Raw genomic sequence first — 17,065 nt, 5'->3', positions numbered from 1 at the left:
GCGACCGGGCAGGGCGGGCTCAGCCCGCGAACCTGGGGTCGCGGGCCATGGCCTGGGCCAGCTCTCGCATGGGCGCGGGCAGGGTGAGGCCCGCCAGTCCCTCCAGGCTCGTCCAGCGCCACTCCTGGGCTGCCGTGAGCACGGGCTCGGGCGGGTCCGAGTCCTCGGGAAATCCGGCCAGGAAGGCGTGCATGGTCACCCGGTAGCGGGTGTAGGCGTGGCGGATCACCGCCAGCTTGTCCCTGATCTCCACCTCGAAGCCGGTCTCCTCGCGCACCTCGCGCCGCGCCGTGTCCCGTGGATGCTCTCCGGGCTCCATCTGTCCTCCGGGGAACTCCCAGAGGCCGCCCCACACGCCCCTGTCCAGGCGGCGCTGCACGAAAACGAGCCCCCGGTGGCGGATCACCGCCGTGCCCATGCCGATGGGCGTCACGCGCGCCTGGCCGGGCAGCACGGGGCGCTCCAGCACCACCCCCGCCGCCAGGGCGCGGCACTCCCCGGACAGGGGGCAGGCCTCGCAGCGCGGCGCGCGCGGCGTGCACACCAGCGCGCCCAGCTCCATGACGGCCTGCACGGCCTCCCGCGCGCGGCCTGGCGGGGTGATCCCGAGGGCCAGCTCCCGGAAGAGCCTGCGGCCCTTGGCGTCGCGCGGGGAGTCGGCCACGTCGTGCAGCCGGGCCAGCACGCGTTCGGCGTTGGCGTCCACGGCGGGTTCGTCGCGGTTGTAGGCGATGGCCAGCACAGCCCCGGCCGTGTAGTCGCCAACGCCTGGCAGGGCGCGCAGGGCTTCCCTGTCGTCGGGGACGCGGCCGCCGTGGCGCTCCACCATCAGCCGGGCGGCCAGGTGCAGGTTGCGGGCGCGTCGGTAGTAGCCCAGGCCCTCCCAGAGCCTGAGCACCTCGGCCTCGTCCGCCGCCGCCAGGGAGGCCAGGTCCGGGAAGCGCCGGGTGAAGCGCAGGAAGTAGTCCACGCCGCGCTCCATCTGGGTCTGCTGGAGCATCACTTCCGAGAGCCAGACGCGGTAGGGGTCGTGGCCGTCACGCCAGGGCAGGGCGCGCCGGGAAGCGGCGAACCAGTGGAGCAGGGGGGCGCTGAGTCGGGGATCGTGGACCATGGGCGTTTCCAAAAGGAGCGAAGCGCGCTATATCCCAATCGCCCCGACCCGTCGACCACGGAGAGCCCATGCCCCGCACAGCGCCCCTCGCATTGGTCCTGGCCGTTCTCGTCCTCGTGCTCCTGGCCTTCACGCCCCCGTCGGCCCAGGCTCAGGCCCAGGCTCAGGAGCGTCGCTGGCTCCCGGCCCAGCTGGCCCCCTGGGAGGGCTGGGCGCTCCACGGCCAGGACGAGGCCCTCTGCCCGCCCCTGGCCCAGGATCCCACCAGGCGACAGTGCCTATTCCCCACGTGGCTATCCGTCGCGGCGGACGGTTCGGGGGCCGGTTTTTCCATGGTCTGGCGGGTGTTCTCCCCGTCGCTGGTCAGCCTGCCGTGGGGCCAGGGCCTCTGGCCGGAGGACGTGAAGGTGTTCGGAAAGCCCGTGCCCGTGCTGGACGCCGGGGGCGTGCCCGGGGTGCGCCTGGAACCCGGCGAGTGGCAGGTGACGGGCAGGCTCTCCTGGAAATCCCGCCCGGCCTTCCTCAACGTGCCGCCGCGCACGGGCCTGGTCGAGCTGGTCCTGGACAGGGCCCCGGTGGCCGCGCCGAGGCTTTCAGGCGACGGCAGGCTGGAGCTGGCCGCCCCGGGGAGCGCCGCCGTCCCGGCCGGGGATTCCCTGCGCGTGAACGTCCTGCGGCTGCTGCGCGACGGCGTGCCCGTGCGCATGGTCACCCTGGCCCGACTGGACGTGTCGGGACGCGCCCGCACCCTGGAGCTGGACGGCCTGCTCCTGCCCGGCACCGAGCCCCTGGCCGTGCGCTCCCCCGTGCCCGTGGGCTTCGGCCCGGACGGCAGGGTGAGCGTGCTGGCCGGGGCGGGCCGCCACGAGGTGGAGATCGAGAGCCGTTTCACGGGCGATCCGGCCTCGGTTGGCCCCCTGCGCCTGCCCTTCGGCCCCGAGGTCTGGGCCTTCGCCCCGGACGCCCCCCTGCGCGAGGCGCTGCTTTCGGGCCTGCCCCCCGTGGACCCCAAGACCACCGACCTCCCCGCCGCCTGGAAGCGCCACCAGGCCTACGCCGCCTCGGACGGCGCGACCCTTGTCCTGGCCACGGCCCGGCGCGGCGAGCCCCCGGCCCAGGGCCAGGGACCGTCCCTGGCCCGCCGCCTCTGGCTGGACCCCGACGGCCGGGGCTTCACCGTCCAGGACCGCCTGGAAGGACGCCTGGGCGGCTCCGGGGACCGGGGCTGGACCCTGGCCATGACGCCCCCCGGAGAGCTGGGCCGGGCCACCCTGGACGGGCGCGACCAGCCCGTGGTGCTCCTGGGGGGCGAGGGCGGCGTGGCGCGCGGCGTGGTGCTCAGGCGCGCGGAGCTGAACCTCACGGCCGAATCGCGCTCCCCCGGGCGCGGCGCGGCGCTCCCGGCCTCTGGATGGGACGCCCGCGTCTCCTCGCTCTCGGCCGTGCTGGAGCTGCCCCCGGGGTGGAGCCTCCTTGCGGCTTCAGGCCCGGAGCGGGCCGAGGGCTCCTGGGCGGACGGCTGGTCGCTCATGGACATCTTCCTGGCGCTCTTCATCCCCCTGTGCGCCTGGAAGCTGGGCCGCCCGTTGGCCGGGGGGGCGCTCCTGGCCTTCCTGGCGGTGTCGCTCCACGAGCAGGGCGCGCCCGTGTGGCAGTGGCTGCCGCTCCTGGCCGCCCTCGCCCTGGAGAGGGGCTTCGCGCGCATGTCCGGCGGCGCGCGGATGGCGGGGTTCCTGAAGACCTTGGCCGTGGCCCTGCTGGCGGTCACGGCGCTGCCCTTCGCCCTGGAACAGGCGCGCTTCGGGCTGCACCCGCAACTGGAGGAACTCTCCGGTCCTACGCCCTGGGAGGCCCAAGGCGTGCGGCGCAAGGCGGCCCCGGCCAGGGCTCCCGCGCCCGCCCCCGCCCTCCAGGCCACCGGCGCTCAGAAACCGGACGCATCGGCGCCGGAGGCATCGGGCCCGGAAGGAGCTTCCCTGGCCCTGCGCATGCAGGAAGCCGCCCCCTCCGAGGAGCAGCCCGCCGCGCCGTCGCCCCCGGCCCCGCCCGCCGTGAAGCCTTCCCCACCGGGTGGCCGCGCCGGACTGGAGCAGGACCCCAACAGCCTGGTGCAGACCGGCCCGGGGCTTCCCCTCTGGCGTTGGCGGGAGGTTCGCCTCTCCTGGACCGGGCCGGTGGAGCCCTCGGAACGTCTGTCGCTCGTTCTCGTGCCGCCCGTGGTCAACGCCTTCCTGCACCTGGCCCGCGCCGCGCTGATCCTGGCGGCCCTGGGGCTTCTGACAGTGCGCGGCAAGGCCTCGCCCCGCGCCGCAGCCGTCGCGGCGTGCCTCCTGGCCTTGCTGGCCTCCCCGGCCCAGGCAGGGGACATCCCGTCCAAGGACATGCTCGACGAGTTGCGCGCGCGCCTGCTCAGGCCCGCCGAGTGCCAGCCCCACTGCGCGGGCGTCTCGCGACTCGGCGTGGCCCTGGACGCCCAGACCCTCACCATGACCGTCTGGGCCGGGGCGGCCGCGCGCCTGGCGCTGCCCCTGCCCGGCGCGGGGGACGGCTGGCGGCCCCGGCAGGTGAGCGTGGACGGCAGGCCCGCCGCCGTGCTCTTCCTTGACGGCGTGGCCTGCGTGCTCCTGGAGCCGGGAGCGCACACGGTGGTGCTCGCCGGGCCTGCCCCCTCGGGCGCGTCCTTCACGATTTCCTCGCCCGTGCCGCCCAAGCTCGCCGAGGCCCGCGCCCCGGGCTGGAGCGTGCTGGGCATCGGTCCCGACGGCGCTCTGGAGGGCGGCCTGCGCTTCACAAGGCGGCAGGATCCGGCAGCCTCCGGGAAGGACGCGCCGGGGGCGCTGGCCTCCGCCGTGCCGCCCTTCCTGGAGGTGGAGCGTTCCCTGGAACTGGGGCTCACCTGGAGCGCCGTCACCACGGTGCGCCGCCTCTCGGGAGGGGGGGAGCCCCTGAGCGTTCCGGTGCCCCTGCTGCCGGGCGAGACGGTGACGGGCCAGGGCGTGCGCGTGGAGGATGGCCGCGCCGTGGCCGTGCTGGCGGCCGGGCAGGAGCGCGTGAGCTGGCGCTCGCGTCTGGACGTGATCCCGAGCCTGGAACTCAAGGCCCCCCAGGGCGTGGACTGGGTGGAGTCCTGGAAGCTCTCCGCCTCGCCGGTTTGGGAAGTGCGCTTCGCAGGAGTGGTCCCGGTCGCCACCCGGGACGCCCAGGGGCGTTTCGCCCCCTTCTGGCGGCCCTGGCCCGGCGAGTCGGTCACGCTCGCGGTCACGCGGCCCGCCCCCGCGCCCGGCGAGAGCCTGACAATCGACGCCGCCAGGCTCAAGGCCTCGCCCGGCGAGCGCTCCGAGGAGGCCGTCCTGGAGTTGCGCCTGCGCTCGGCCCTGGGCGGCCGCCACGTGCTGCGCCTGCCCCCGGACGCCCAGGTTACCGGCGTTACTCTGGGCGGCAGACCCGCGTCCTGGACGCCCGGCCCCGGCGGCGAGCTGGCCCTGACCCTGCCGCCCGGGGCTTCGGAGCCGCGCGTCTCATGGCGGCAGGAGGCGCGGGGCCTGTGGCGGGCCACCCTGCCCGCCGTGGACCTGGGTCATCCGGCGGCCAACGCGCGCCTGCAGCTGGAGCTGCCCCGCGACCGCCTGACTCTCTTCGTCTGGGGCGACACACCCTTCGCCCCGGCCGTGACGCTCTGGGGCACGCTGGCCGGGGTGGCCCTGGCGGCGACGCTCCTGGGGCGCATCCCCTGGACGCCTCTGCGCTTCCGCCACTGGCTGCTCCTGGGCCTGGGTCTCTCCCAGACGCAGCCCGAGGTGGCGGCCGCCGCGGTGGCGTGGCTTCTGGCCCTGGGCTGGCGGCGCGGCCACGCTCCGGCGGGGAGGTTCGGTTTCGATCTGCTCCAGACGCTCCTGGCGGTGACCGTCCTGGCAGGGCTGGCCTGCCTCTTCGAGGCCGTACGCTCGGGACTTCTGGGCGATCCGGCCCTGGCCGTGACGGGCAACGGCTCCACCCCCTGGAGTCTGGCGTGGGACTTCGGGCGCGTGCCGGGCGAACTGCCGGACGCCGGGGCTTTCACCGTGCCCGCTTGGTGGCGTCGGGGGCTGATGCTCGCGTGGTCCATGTGGCTGGCGTGGTCGCTGTCGGGGTGGCTGCGCTGGGGTTGGGAGTGCTACAGCGAGGGCGGGGTCTGGCGCAGGCCGGTGTTCTCGTGGCCGTGGCGGCGCGGCGCGTCCGGAAGGGAAGCCCCCGCCGGGAGCGCCCCGGGCGGCGTCACGCAGGGCTCGCCCCCACCGGATAAGGGAGAGCCCCGGTCCTGACGGGCGGTTGGAGGCGTCGCCCTCCGCCGTCTGCCCGGACGCCGCACGGCAAGGCTCGGGGGGATAGCCTCGTCCGATGAGTCCGGCACGAACGTGCTCGGGCCGATGCACCGCGACGCGGCCTGCTAGGAGATCGCCGGGGAGTGCTCTCTGTCCGTTTCAGCGCCCCGAGGCCAGGTAGCGTCGGTAGGCGGCGTTGAGGGCCGCCGCCAGGGGGCCGTCGGCGGGCATGGCATATTCGGGCAGGGAGAAGGCCGTGATGCCCTCCGGGGCGAAGCGCCCGGCCGCGGCCAGCTGGGCGGCCACGCGGGACATGTCCGCCGGGCGGGCCTGGAAGGGCTCCTGATCGAGGGGCTCTCCGTGGGTCTGCTCGAAGACCTCGACCACGGGATGGAGCGTCCAGCCCCCCCGGGCGGCGGCCTGGGACGCGGCCTCCAGGTAGGGAGGCAGCTCCGCCAGAGTGAGCTTGCGCACGCCCACGCCGTCCTGCAGGTAGAAGTGCGCCAGCCCCGATTCCCTCATGAGTTCCACCAACCATTCGCGCAGGGCCAAAGGGTCCAGAAAGCCGTTGACGAAACCCGAGACGCCCGCGTCGCGGGCCGGGTCCAGGCTTTTCAGGCCCGCCGCCAGACCCTTGAGATGGGCGCTGAGCAGGGCGCGGCGCGGCCCGTTCCAGCGCACGTCGTCCAGTTCCTGGGGCAGATACCACCCGGCGAAGGCCGGGGAGCCGCCGAAACGTGCGAGCAGGTCCTTGGCCAGGGCCAGGGAGTCCAGTTCCAGACGCTTGAGATAGACCTCCACCACGTCGGGGGAGCGGGATGTCTTGGCCCACCACTCCGGGTCGTGGACGAGGCCCAGGCGCAGGCGCATGCCCCTGGCCTCGGCCAGGGGGAAGAGCCGTTCCAGCAGGGGAAGGGCCTCGGCGTCGCGCCCGGAGGGGTCGGCCAGGAAGCGCGTCCTGCCGAAGGCGCACCACTGCACCACCACTTCCCGCACGCCCAGGGCCGCCAGTTCGTCGAAGAGGCGCTCGAAGCGTTCCGGAGGCCACTGTTCGTGGCCGCGCAGGGGCTGGAAGAAGGTGGCCTGGAAGCGCGGCGGCCCGGCTTGGGCGTGCCCGGGGGGCAGGGCGGCGGCCAGCAGGCAGAGGAGGGCCAGGGTGAGGGCGGCGTGGCGCGGTGTCATGACGTTGTGGCCTTCGTGGTCAATAGCGCAGGATGGTGGTCAGGTAGAGGCCGTCCACGCCCTGGTCGGTGGTCCTGTTGTAGAGGCGTCCGGCCTTGTACTGCGCCAGCACCTCCAGATAGGAGCGCGGCGTGGTGTATTTCGTCTCGTTGAAGCGGTACTTGAAGGAGAGCCCTACGCCGGCCTCCCAGAGGGAGAGCCTGTTGTCGTCGGGCGTCCAGATGCGCGCATTGGCCACCAGGTGCGGCGTGAGCGTGGCGTTGCGCGCCACTTTGAAGCTCCAGCCCTGGCGGACCTCGCCGTTAAAGAGGAATCGCGCGGGATTCTCCAGGTAGCGGTCGGCCTCCAGGTAGAGGTAGCTGAAGTTCCAGTTGGAGCGCTCGGGGTCCAATCCGTAGCCGTCGGCCCAGGAGCCCATGGCGCGCAGGAGCCAGTTGTCCTCGGCGTTCTTGCCGATCTTGATGAGCCGTTCGGCCCCGAAGGAGACGTTCTGGCTCTTGAAGGGCTTGTAGCGCAGCCCCACCGCGCCCTGGGCCGAGTCCGGGTCGAAGGCCATGCTTTGGCGTTCCAGGGTCCAGTTGAGGCGGGCCACCACCTGGAAGAGGCGGTCGTCGCGCAGGCCGATGACGGGCGGGGTCCAGGCCGCCTCCACGCCGCTCACGGAGGGCTGGTAGATGCCGCCCTGGCCGCCGGGCGCGTCGGACTGGCCCGCCCGGCTGGTGTAGTAGGTCAGGTAGGCCGTGAGGCTCAGGCTCTCGTCGAGCTTGGTGACCTCCTGGCGCAGACGGTGGACGGTTTCGCGGGTGCGGCGGGCCTCGTCCTCGTCGCGGGCGGGGTAGAGGGGCTGGTTGTCGATGGCGGCCTTGAAGTACTGCTTGGCCGCGTCGTTGCGGGCCAGGACCATGGCGGCGTAGCCCGCGTCCTCCCAGAGGCGCAGGCGCTCGGGTTCCAGTGCCAGGGCCTTGTCCCAGGCGGTCAGGGCGTCCTTGCGCTTGCCCTGGGCCAGCAGGCAGTAGCCCAGGTCCGCCAGGTCCTGGGGGTCTTCGCGCAGGGCCAGGGCCTTGCGGTATTCCTCCACGGCCAGGTCGTTGCGGCCCTGGCTCTGATAGGCCTTGGCCAGCTCGGAATAGCCCGAAGCCGTGGGCTCCAAGGCCAGGGAGGCCTGGAGGGCCGTCTCGGCCTCTTCGGGGCGCTTGAGCTCCATGAGGGTCTTGGAGAGTTCGGCGTACAGCAGCAGCTGGTCGTCGCGGCTGAGTTGCACGGACTTGGCGGAGGGCGGCGGCACGGGATCGGGGCCGGTCATGGCGCGGGCGACGCCCAGGGCCAGGACGACCGCCAGGGCCAGGACAAGCGCCGGGGCCGCGAAGATGCGCGGCGCGTCGCGTAGGGAGTGAAAGGTCGGTTTCATCTGGAGAGCCTCACAACCAGGCCTTCCGGCGTGGACTCCAGGGCGCGTCCGCCGGGTTTCTCCGCCAGGTCGAGCACCACGCGCAGCTTGCCGGGGTGTCTGGCGGCGCGAACGCGCTGGATGTTTCCCGCGGGCGGGGCCGCGCCGGGGGTTTCGATGGTCCACTCGCCCGGCAGGTCCACCACGAGCCTCCAGGGCGCGTCGAAGAGCGCGACGGCCGGGCGGGCGTCCGCGGGCACGCCCTTGAGTAGCACGGCGTCCCCGGAGGGAGACTGCTGGAACATCACCCGGACGGGCCGGACGCCGTCTTGCGCGGCGGAAGCCTGCTCGCGGGCGGGCGCGGACGCCGGGGACGCAGTGGGATCGCGCTGCGCCTCGCCGGTCGATCTGGCCTCGGCCGGGGCCTCCGTCCTGGCTCCTGGCGCAGCGGCGGCGGGAGCGCCCTGCTGCCCGGGGGCGGCCTTGGGCGCGCGGGCGGACGGCGGGGCGTCCGCCAGGGCCGTCTCCACGGGCCTGCTCCCGGGGGCCTGGGCCTGTTCCGGGAGCATCCCGGCCTGGGCCTGGGCCTGGCGCAGCAGGTGAAGGGCCTCCTCGGGCCTGCCCAGCAGGCGCTCCATGCGCGCCAGCCGGATGGTCACGGCCGGGACCTCCCGGTAGGCGAGGCTTTGCCGGTAGGCCTCGGCGGCGCGGCGTTCGTCCTGGGTCTGGGCGTAGAGGTTGCCCAGGGCGAAGAAGTATTCGCGCTGCTCCTCCTCGGAGAGCCCGGACTGCCTGGGCATCACCTCCAGCATGGCGCGGATGGCCAGCCCAGGCTTGTTCAGGGCCTCGTAGCAGCGGGCCGCGGCCAGGGAGACTCGCGGTCCGGGGCGGTCGCGCTGGGCGGCCTGGAGCTGTTCCAGGGCCTGGGCGTAGCGCTTGGCCTGGAAAAGGGCCAGGCCCATGGAGAGGCGCGCGCGCCAGGGCTCCATGCCTTCGCGCATGGCCTGTTCGAGCAGTTCCACGGCCTTGTCGGCGTTGCCCTCGCGCTGTTCCAGGGCCGCCAGGGAAGCCAGGGCGTCCAGGCGCATGAGGCGCGGCAGGGCGCCGGAACCCAGGGCCTCGCGCAGGCTCGCGGCGGCACGGGCCATGTCGCCCTGGCGCAGGAGGAGCGCCCCCTCCCGGGCCTGCGCCTGGGCGCGAACCTCCCGCGAGAGCCCGGGCAGGCGCAACAGGCGCTCCAGCACGGCGCGGGCCTGTCCGTCCTGCCCGGCGGCCAGCCATTCCCCGGCGGCCTTGGCCAGCAGCTCCGGGGAGCCCTTGCCGGGCAGCGCGTCGTAGGCTTTGACGAAATCCTGGGCGGCCAGGTCGTGGCGGCCGGTCATGGCCTCCAACACAGCCAGCCGCTCCAGGATGTCCGCCTGCTCTTCGGGTCTGCCCTGGGCCATGGGCAGGGCCTGGCGCAGCAGTTCGGCGGCCTGGCCGGGCTGGCCCGAGAGGGCCGTGAGCACGGCCAGGGAGGAAGTGGTCTCCAGGTCCGGCTTGGCGTCGCGCGCGGCCCGGGCGTAGCCCAGGGCGGCCCGGATGTCCCCCATGCGCTGGCTGACGGCAGCCAGCCGGGCGAGCAGCGTGGGATCGCCCGGTCGCGAGGCGAGGGCCTGTTTCCATGCCTCCGCCGCCTCGGCGTTCTTCCCGGCTTCTTCCTGAAGGAGACCCAGTTCCTCCAAGGCCATGGCCCGCGCCTCCTGGGCCAGCTCCCCGGCAAGGGCCCGCTCCACCAGCCGTGCGGCGGCCGTGGGGTCTCCCGCCTTGTTGCGCAGCCCGGCCAGGCGCAGCAGACGCTCGCCGGAGGGGAAGGCGTCCAGGGCCTTCTGGAGGGCGTCGGCGGCTTCCTGGAAGCGGCCCAGGCGCTCGAAGGCCGCAGCCAGCCCTTCCAGAGCGCCGGGTTCGCGGCCGCTCTGTGCGGCGCGCGCGTAGGCTTCGGCGGCAGCCGCGTCGTCGCCGGCAAGGGCGAGTGCGTTGGCGGCGCGCAGGGTCAGGCGATCGCGCTCCACTTGGGCGGCGGTTTCGGCGGCCATCTTCTCGAGCAGTTGGGCGGCCTCGCGGGGGCGTCCCGCCAGGAGCAGGGCGTTGGCCGCGAGCTCCCGCGCGGCCGGGGAGGCCTCTGCCGCCTCGGCTTGCCGCGCGTATTCCACGGCCTCCTCCGGGGCCTTGCGCCGGATGGCGTTCTCGGCCAGGGCGCGCAGGGCGGCGGCCCTGCCCGGGGCCGTGCGCAGGCTCTCCAGCAGGCGCTCGCGCGCGCCCTCCAGGTCCCCCTGGTCTTCGAGGGCCTTGGCCCAGAGGTCCAGCACTTCGGCCTTGTCCTGGGGCGTGGCGGCAGCCTCCAGGGACTTTGCCAGCAGGGCCTGGGCCTCGACCGGACGACCCAGCGCCACCAGGGCCTGGGCGCGCAGGAGCGTTGCCACGGGCGAGGTGACGGGAACGGGCTTGTCCAGGGCCTCCAACAGGGCCAGGGCCTCGGCGGGACGGCCCTGACGCAGGCGGATTCCGGCCAGACCCGAGGCGGCTTGGAGGGCAAGCTCCCGGTCCTGGCCGCCATCCGCGAGAGCTTGTTCGAAGTCTTTGGCGGCCTCGTCGTCGCGGCCCAGGCGGACCAGGAGGTTGGCCCGGATCAGGCGCATGCGCGGCAGGCCGGGGCGCTCGGCCAGCACGGCCTCGGCCTGGCGCAGAGCCTCCTCGGCGCGGCCTTCCTCGGCCAGCAGGCCCGCCAGGAGTTCCTGCACCTTGGTGTCGCCGGGAACCAGGGCCAGATAGCTCTGGAATTCCCTGACGGCCTCGCTCCGGTTGCCTTGGGCGAGCAGGCGGTACGCCTTGTCCAGGTGCGGGAAGGATTTGAGCCGCGTGAGCTCGCGCTGGAACCAGTTGCCCTCCAGGGTCACGGAGTCCGGCACGCTCTGCGCCAGCGCCATGCCCCGCCACGCCGGGCAGGAGGCCAGCGCGAAGAGGGCCGCCAGGACCGTCAGGCCCCGTCGGAGGCGGCCGGGGGAGGATCGGGCCGGGTTCAGCACCGGGACGCCCCCTTGCCGTTGAGGGCAGCGTCGATGTCCCCGGCGGGGACGCCCATGTCGGAGAGGATGTCGCCCAGGAAGCGTGCTCTCTTGGCCTGGATGCGCAGGGCCGCGTCCAGCTGGGCCTGCGTGACGTAGCCTTTCTCCACCAGGAAGTCCCCGAAACGGCCGTGAGCGCCCGTTCCCTTGTAGAACTCCGCCACGGCCTTGTTGAGCTTCCCGGCAGGGAGCGAACCTTCCAGAACGAGGATGTCGCCCAGGCGGGAGTAGCCGCGCCGCTGGGTGCGCAGGGCGTCGTCGAGCTGGTCCGGGGTGATCACGCAGCCCTTGACCAGGCGTTCGCCCAGGGGCGTGGCCTGGGCGGGGTCCGGGGCATCGAGCCTTTCGTAGCCGCGTCGCAGGGCGAAGGCCATGTCGCTCTTGGAGGCGAGCACCATCTCCAAGGGGCGTCCCAGGGCCTCTTCCAGGCGGCGCAGCTCCGGCCCGGCCAGGGGGGTGAGCACCGCGATGCGCAGCGCCCCCGCTGGTTCCAGGCCCAGGGGGAAGATGTCGTTGGCCTGGGCGACCTCCCTGGGGATGAGCTCCAGCACGTCCTCGGGCACGGCATAGGGGTCGATCCGGGAGGTGTTCAGGCGGAACTGCAGACCGAGGGTCTGCACCAGGTCGTCCTCCCCGATGAGCCCCCTGGCCAGGAGCACCTCGCCCAGGGACTGTCCGGTGGATTTCTGCAGTTCCAGGGCCTCGTCGAGCTGCTGCACGGTGACGTAGCGCTTGTCCAGGAGCAGGTCGCCCAGGCGTCGGCGGTAGGCGCGCAGTTCGTCCTCGCTGGGGTAGACGTGGGCGGTCTTGTCCCAGGCGATGATCTTGCCGGTGATGAGGTAGCGCACATACATGCGGATGGCGCGCAGGGTGGCGAAAAAATTGATGAGGTTGCCCCAGAAGAGCCGGGGCACGGAGAGCAGGCCCTGCAGGGGGCCGTAGATGCGCGCGGTGTACACGGCGCGCCAGAGCATGCGCCAGACCAGGAAGAACATGTTGATGATCAGCAGCGTCCAGAGGGGGGTGTTCTCCACCACCAGCGGCGGATAGCGGTAGCCGTCGGGGTTGAGCGTCTTCCAGAGCCAGAAGCCGCCGATGACGGGCACCAGCATGTTGCCCAGCATGTTCACCTGGTTGGTGAGAAGCGACTTGCGGTCGCGCGCGAGCATGTAGCAGGACCAGAACCCCCCCTGCCAGCCGATGGAGGCCCAGCCCTGGAGCGCGATGCCGATGACCCAGCGCGACTTCTGGCGGACGGCCGTGCTGAGCGTTCCGGGGAAAAGCTCCCGGATCACCACGTATTCGCGGGTTTCCACCTCGCGCATGCCGCCGAAGAGCCTGCGCTTCTTCACGGTGCGGCGGATGGCGTGGCGCACGAAGATCTGCTTGAAGCCGTGTTTGCCCAGGCGCATGCCGAAATCGTAGTCTTCGGTGAGGGAATTGATGTTGAAGAGCTGATGGTTCGTCTCGGCGGCCAGGGTGTCCAGGGACCGGCGGCTGTAGGCGCTGCCCACGCCCGCCGATGGCACGCTGCGGCTCAGGACCTCACGCACGGTCATGTCCTTGGAGTGGTTCTCGGCGAACTCGTCCAGGTAGTGCCCGCGCGTGAGGTTCCACCAGACGCCGGGCAGGGGGAACACGGGCAGCTGCACCATGTCCTTGGCCGGGATGAGGTAGTTGAAGAGCTTGAGGTAGAGCGGGTGCACGATGTCCTCCGAGTCGTTCATCACGAAAATCTCGAAGGTGAGGCCGTGGTCCTTCTCGAAGACCTTGATGCCCTCGTAAACCCAGTTGAGGCAGTCCGCCTTGTTGGTGGGGCCGTCCTTGGGGCAGACGATGCGCTGGACGTTGTCGAAGCTTTCCCGGGCGAGCTCCACCTCGCGCTGGGTGGCCTGATCGTTGGGGTAGGTGCCCACGAAAATGTAATAGTTGGAGTAGTTGACGCTGCGGATGGTGTTGGTGAGCATCTTGCGGATCACCGCAGACTCGTCCCAGCAGGGGATCATCACCGCGATGAGCTTTTCCGGGACGGCCAGGAGCTTCTCTTCCGTAAGGGGTTCGTATTTGGGCAGGATGAAAAGCTTCCTGTAGATGCGGCGCACCAGGTAGACGCAATCGAAGAAGAGCTCGTCGATGCCGCTGACGAAGAACACCAGCGAGAGCAGGATGAGCAACAGCTTGAGCCCGAGCAGGGCGTAGGGGATGGAGAGATCGAACGTCGACATGGCGCACTCGCTACGGAACGAACTGAAGCTCCGGCGGCAGCGGGGGCGTCTGCCCCCCGGCCCAGCCCTGGATGGCCCGGGCGATGCGCCCGGCGGCGCGGCCGTCGCCGTAGGGGTTGCCCTTGCCGGTCATGGCCGCGCGGGCGGCGGGGTCGGTGAGCAGGCGCGAGGCCGTGGCCACGATGAGGTCCTTGTCCGTGCCCACCAGCACGGCCTGGCCGCGCTGGCTGGCTTCGGGGCGCTCCGTGACCGTGCGCAGCACGAGCACCGGGGTGTCGAAGGTCGGGGCCTCCTCCTGGATGCCGCCGGAGTCCGTGAGGATGAGCTCTGCGCGGCGCATCAGGTGCACGATGCAAGGGTAGTCCAGGGGCTCCGTGAGGTGCACCCCGGGGCAGCCTTCCAGAATGCTCCGTGCGGCGCGGCGCACGTTGGGGTTGAGGTGCAGGGGGTAGACCACGGCCAGATCGGGAAAGGCGCGGGCCAGTTCGGCCAGGGCCAGGCAGATGCGCTCTATGCCGCCGTCGAAGGATTCCCTGCGGTGCGACGTGACCAGCGCCACGCGCTTGCCCTCCAGGGGCAGGCCCTCCAGGGGAGTCCCGACCGGGTTGAAAGGCCTGGCGGACAGCTCCAGCAGGGCGTCCACCACCGTGTTGCCCGTGATCACCACCCGGTCTGCCGCGACGCCCTCGCGCAGGAGTTCGGCCCCGGCCCCTGGCGTGGGGGCGAAGTGCAGTTCCGCCAGCACGCTGGTGAGCCTGCGGTTGGCCTCTTCGGGGAAGGGGTTGGCCATGTCGTGGCTGCGCAGCCCCGCTTCCACGTGGCCCACGGGCACGCGGGCGTAGAAGGCCGCCAGGGAGGCCGCCAGCACCGTGGTGGTGTCACCCTGCACCAGGAGCATGTCCGGGCGCAGCGAGGCCAGCGCGCCCGTGACGGCCGTGAGCGCCAGGGCCGTGAGGTCCGGCAGGGTCTGGTTCTCGCGCATGAGGCGCAGGTCTGTCTGCACCTCCAGCCCGAAGGGGGCCAGGGCCTGATCGAGCATCTGGCGGTGCTGTCCGGTGGAAAGCACGGACACCTCGAAGGTTTCGGGCTGCGAACGCAGGACCTTGACCACCGGGGCCAGTTTCACAACCTCCGGGCGCGTGCCGAGAGCGACGGCGATCCGAAGTTTCTTCATGGTCGACCAACAACCCTTTTGAAAGTGGAAAAAGTGCGGGCTACTACAACGCCACGGTGAACCGGGAGCCGCCGCCGGGCTCCGCGACCAGGAGCGCCGCTGCGGGAGGGGAGGGTATGCCTGGAAAACCCTCCCCTCCCAAACATTATCAACAGTGGCGACGGGCGTCCAGCGAGTCTTTTGCTCTCCTGTGCCAGGAAGGAATGATTCTCCGCCCGGCGGGGGGCGACGGACACGATCCCGGAGCAGAAAGCAAGGGCGTCGTCGCGGGCGCGCCGGCCTCCCGCGCGCTCCGCCCTCGGGTAGAGGGCGTTCGGGGCCGTCCGCGCAGGAAGTTCACGCTGTTAGGCTGGCCAATCGGGCGCGGACTCAGGCCCGCGCCTTGCCCTGGTCGGCCACGGCCTGCACCTGCCGGGCGATCTCGTCGGGGTCGCCCAGGTAGTAGTGCGTGAGGGGCTTCAGGTTCTCGTCGAGTTCGTAGACCAGAGGCACGCCCGTGGGGATGTTCAGCTGGGCGATGGCCTCGTCGCTGATGCCGTCGAGGTATTTCACCAGGGCGCGCAGGGAGTTGCCATGGGCCGCCACCAGCAAGCGGCTGCCGGAGCGCACGGCCGGGGCCAGCTCTTCGTGCCAGCAGGGCATCACGCGGGCCACGGTGTCCTTGAGGCATTCCACGGCAGGGAGTTGGTCCGGGGAGAGGGCCGCGTAGCACCGGTCGAAGCGGGGGTGGCGGGGGTCGTCGGCATCGAGGGCGGGGGGGCGCACGTCGTAGCTCCTGCGCCACTCGAACACCTGTGCGTCGCCGTATTTCGCGGCCGTTTCGGCCTTGTTCAGTCCCTGGAGCGCGCCGTAGTGGCGCTCGTTGAGCCGCCAGTCCTTGACGACGGGAAGCCACATGCGGTCCATGGCCTCCAGGATGATGTCCAGGGTCTTCACGGCGCGCTTGAGCAGCGAGGTGTGGCAGAGGTCGAAGTCGAGCCCGGCGTCCATAAGGGCCTTGGCCCCGGCCTGGGCCTCCTGGACGCCCAGGGGCGAGAGGGGCACGTCGGTCCAGCCGGTGAAGCGGTTCTCCAGATTCCATTGGCTCTGGCCGTGGCGGACGAGCACGAGCTTGTGCATGGGGCCTCCGGGGTCGGTGGGGAAGATGGCCCCTCATAACACGTTCGGGCTGCAAAAGGAACGGCCCCGCGTGACGTTGCGTCGCGCGGGGCCTGTCTTTTCACGGGCGAAGAGGGCTCAGCCCTTGTCGCAGACGCCGTGCTCCGCGCCTTCCAGCATGCGGATGGCGCAGAACGCGCCGCACATGGCGCACTCCTTTTCCTTGTGGAAGTCCTTGCGGCGCTTGCGCAGAGTGTGGGGGTCCAGGGCGTTGTCGGCCATGGCCTCCCAGTCCAGGGCGGCGCGGGCGCGGGAGATGGCCAGGTCGCGCTCCACGGCCCAGGGGCGGCCCAGGGCGGTTTCGGCGGACTGGGCCGCGATGAGGCTGGCCTTCACGCCGTCCCAAACGTCCTCGGGTCCGGGCAGGGTGACGTGCTCGGCCGGGGTGAGGTAGCACAGGAAGTCGGCCCCGTGGTATGCGGCCTGGGCGCCGCCGATGGCCCCGGCGATGTGGTCGTAGCCTGCAGCGGCGTCGGTGGTCAGGGGGCCGAGCACGTAGAGGGGCGCGTTGTTGGTGAGGCGCTTGATGCCCTGGATCTGGGCCTGGACCAGGTGCAGGGGCACGTGGCCGGGGCCTTCGATCATGGTCTGCACGCCGTGGTCCAGGGCCTGGCGGGCCAGGTCGCCCAGCACGGAGACCTCCTCCCACTGGGCGGCGTCTCCGGCGTCCGCGCCCGCGCCGGGGCGCAGGCCGTCGCCCAGGCTGATGGTCACGTTGTGCTTGAGGCAGATCTTGAGCAGGCGGCCGTAGTGCTCCAGGAGCGGGTTTTCGGCGTTGCGCCGCTTCATCCAGCGCGCGAGGAGCGCCCCGCCGCGCGAGACGATGCCCAGGATGCGCCGCCCGTCGGAGGCCATGGCCGCCGCGCGCGCGGTGACGCCGCAGTGCAGGGTCATGAAGTCCACGCCCTGTTCGGCTTCCTTCTCGATCTCCTCGAAGAGTTCCTCGGCGGTGAAGTCGCTGGGGTCCTGGCCTTTGGCCACGTAGGGCTGGGCAACGGAGTAGAGGGGCACGGTGCCCAGGGGCAGGGGCGAGGCCTCCAGGATGCGCAGGCGCACCTGGTCGAGGTCTCCGGCGGTGGAGAGGTCCATGACGGTGTGCGCCCCGGCCTGCTCGGCCAGGCGCAGCTTCTTGAGCTCCATGGCCACGTCGTTGATCATGGGCGAGGTGCCGATGTTGGCGTTCACCTTCACCCGGGCGGGTTGACCGATGAGCGTGGGCGACACATTCTTATGGGCGGGGTTGGCCAAGAGGACCATGCGGCCCGCGTCCAGGCCCCTGGCCATGTCCTGGGGAGTGAGGTGTTCGTGGGCGGCGATCTCCTCGCCGTGGGAGGCGAGCAGGCGCGAGACGACGGCGTTTTTTTCGGTGAGAGACATAACTAGGTCCTCGATGGGTTGTTTGCGCGACGGGCTGGGGGAG

At 72.0% G+C, this 17,065-nt stretch carries 9 protein-coding genes; 1 reads left to right on the top strand and 8 read right to left on the bottom strand.

What is annotated here, in order from left to right:
• Positions 1 to 19: 19 nt before the first annotated feature.
• On the bottom strand, positions 20 to 1,114 hold the full coding sequence (locus tag NNJEOMEG_RS02050) for an A/G-specific adenine glycosylase (protein WP_173080785.1): 1,095 nt from the start codon (positions 1,112 to 1,114) through the stop codon (positions 20 to 22).
• Positions 1,115 to 1,182: 68 nt separating this feature from the next.
• On the opposite strand from NNJEOMEG_RS02050, the gene NNJEOMEG_RS02045 reads away from it, so the two are divergent.
• Entirely contained in the window at positions 1,183 to 5,415 is a 4,233-nt protein-coding gene (locus NNJEOMEG_RS02045) for a hypothetical protein (RefSeq protein WP_173080783.1), read from the top strand.
• 159 nt (positions 5,416 to 5,574) lie between these two features.
• On the opposite strand, the gene NNJEOMEG_RS02040 is transcribed toward NNJEOMEG_RS02045, so the two are convergent.
• The 7 genes from NNJEOMEG_RS02040 to thiC form a co-directional block, all read right to left on the bottom strand.
• A complete protein-coding gene (locus tag NNJEOMEG_RS02040) occupies positions 5,575 to 6,597 on the bottom strand; it encodes a DUF4434 domain-containing protein (protein WP_173080781.1) in 1,023 nt (340 codons plus the stop codon).
• Positions 6,598 to 6,616: 19 nt separating this feature from the next.
• Entirely contained in the window at positions 6,617 to 8,005 is a 1,389-nt protein-coding gene (locus NNJEOMEG_RS02035; RefSeq protein ID WP_173080779.1) for an NfrA family protein, read from the bottom strand.
• Complete coding sequence (locus NNJEOMEG_RS02030; RefSeq protein ID WP_173080777.1) at positions 8,002 to 11,049, bottom strand: tetratricopeptide repeat protein; 3,048 nt, start codon at positions 11,047 to 11,049, stop codon at positions 8,002 to 8,004. Before NNJEOMEG_RS02030 ends, NNJEOMEG_RS02035 begins: the two co-directional genes overlap by 4 nt.
• Positions 11,043 to 13,313 (bottom strand): glycosyl transferase family protein, encoded by a 2,271-nt coding sequence (locus NNJEOMEG_RS02025; RefSeq protein ID WP_173080775.1) that lies wholly within the window; start codon positions 13,311 to 13,313, stop codon positions 11,043 to 11,045. Before NNJEOMEG_RS02025 ends, NNJEOMEG_RS02030 begins: the two co-directional genes overlap by 7 nt.
• A 10-nt stretch (positions 13,314 to 13,323) precedes the next feature.
• Entirely contained in the window at positions 13,324 to 14,487 is a 1,164-nt protein-coding gene (gene wecB / locus NNJEOMEG_RS02020) for a non-hydrolyzing UDP-N-acetylglucosamine 2-epimerase (RefSeq protein ID WP_173080773.1), read from the bottom strand.
• A gap of 369 nt (positions 14,488 to 14,856) precedes the next feature.
• A complete protein-coding gene (gpmA, locus tag NNJEOMEG_RS02015; protein ID WP_173080771.1) occupies positions 14,857 to 15,606 on the bottom strand; it encodes a 2,3-diphosphoglycerate-dependent phosphoglycerate mutase in 750 nt (249 codons plus the stop codon).
• A 117-nt stretch (positions 15,607 to 15,723) separates the two neighbouring features.
• Complete coding sequence (gene thiC, locus NNJEOMEG_RS02010; RefSeq protein ID WP_173080769.1) at positions 15,724 to 17,022, bottom strand: phosphomethylpyrimidine synthase ThiC; 1,299 nt, start codon at positions 17,020 to 17,022, stop codon at positions 15,724 to 15,726.
• Positions 17,023 to 17,065: the final 43 nt, after the last annotated feature.

Source organism: Fundidesulfovibrio magnetotacticus (assembly GCF_013019105.1).
GTDB classification, from domain to species: Bacteria; Desulfobacterota; Desulfovibrionia; order Desulfovibrionales; family Desulfovibrionaceae; genus Fundidesulfovibrio; species Fundidesulfovibrio magnetotacticus.
This window is presented reverse-complemented; position numbering and strand designations above follow the sequence as displayed.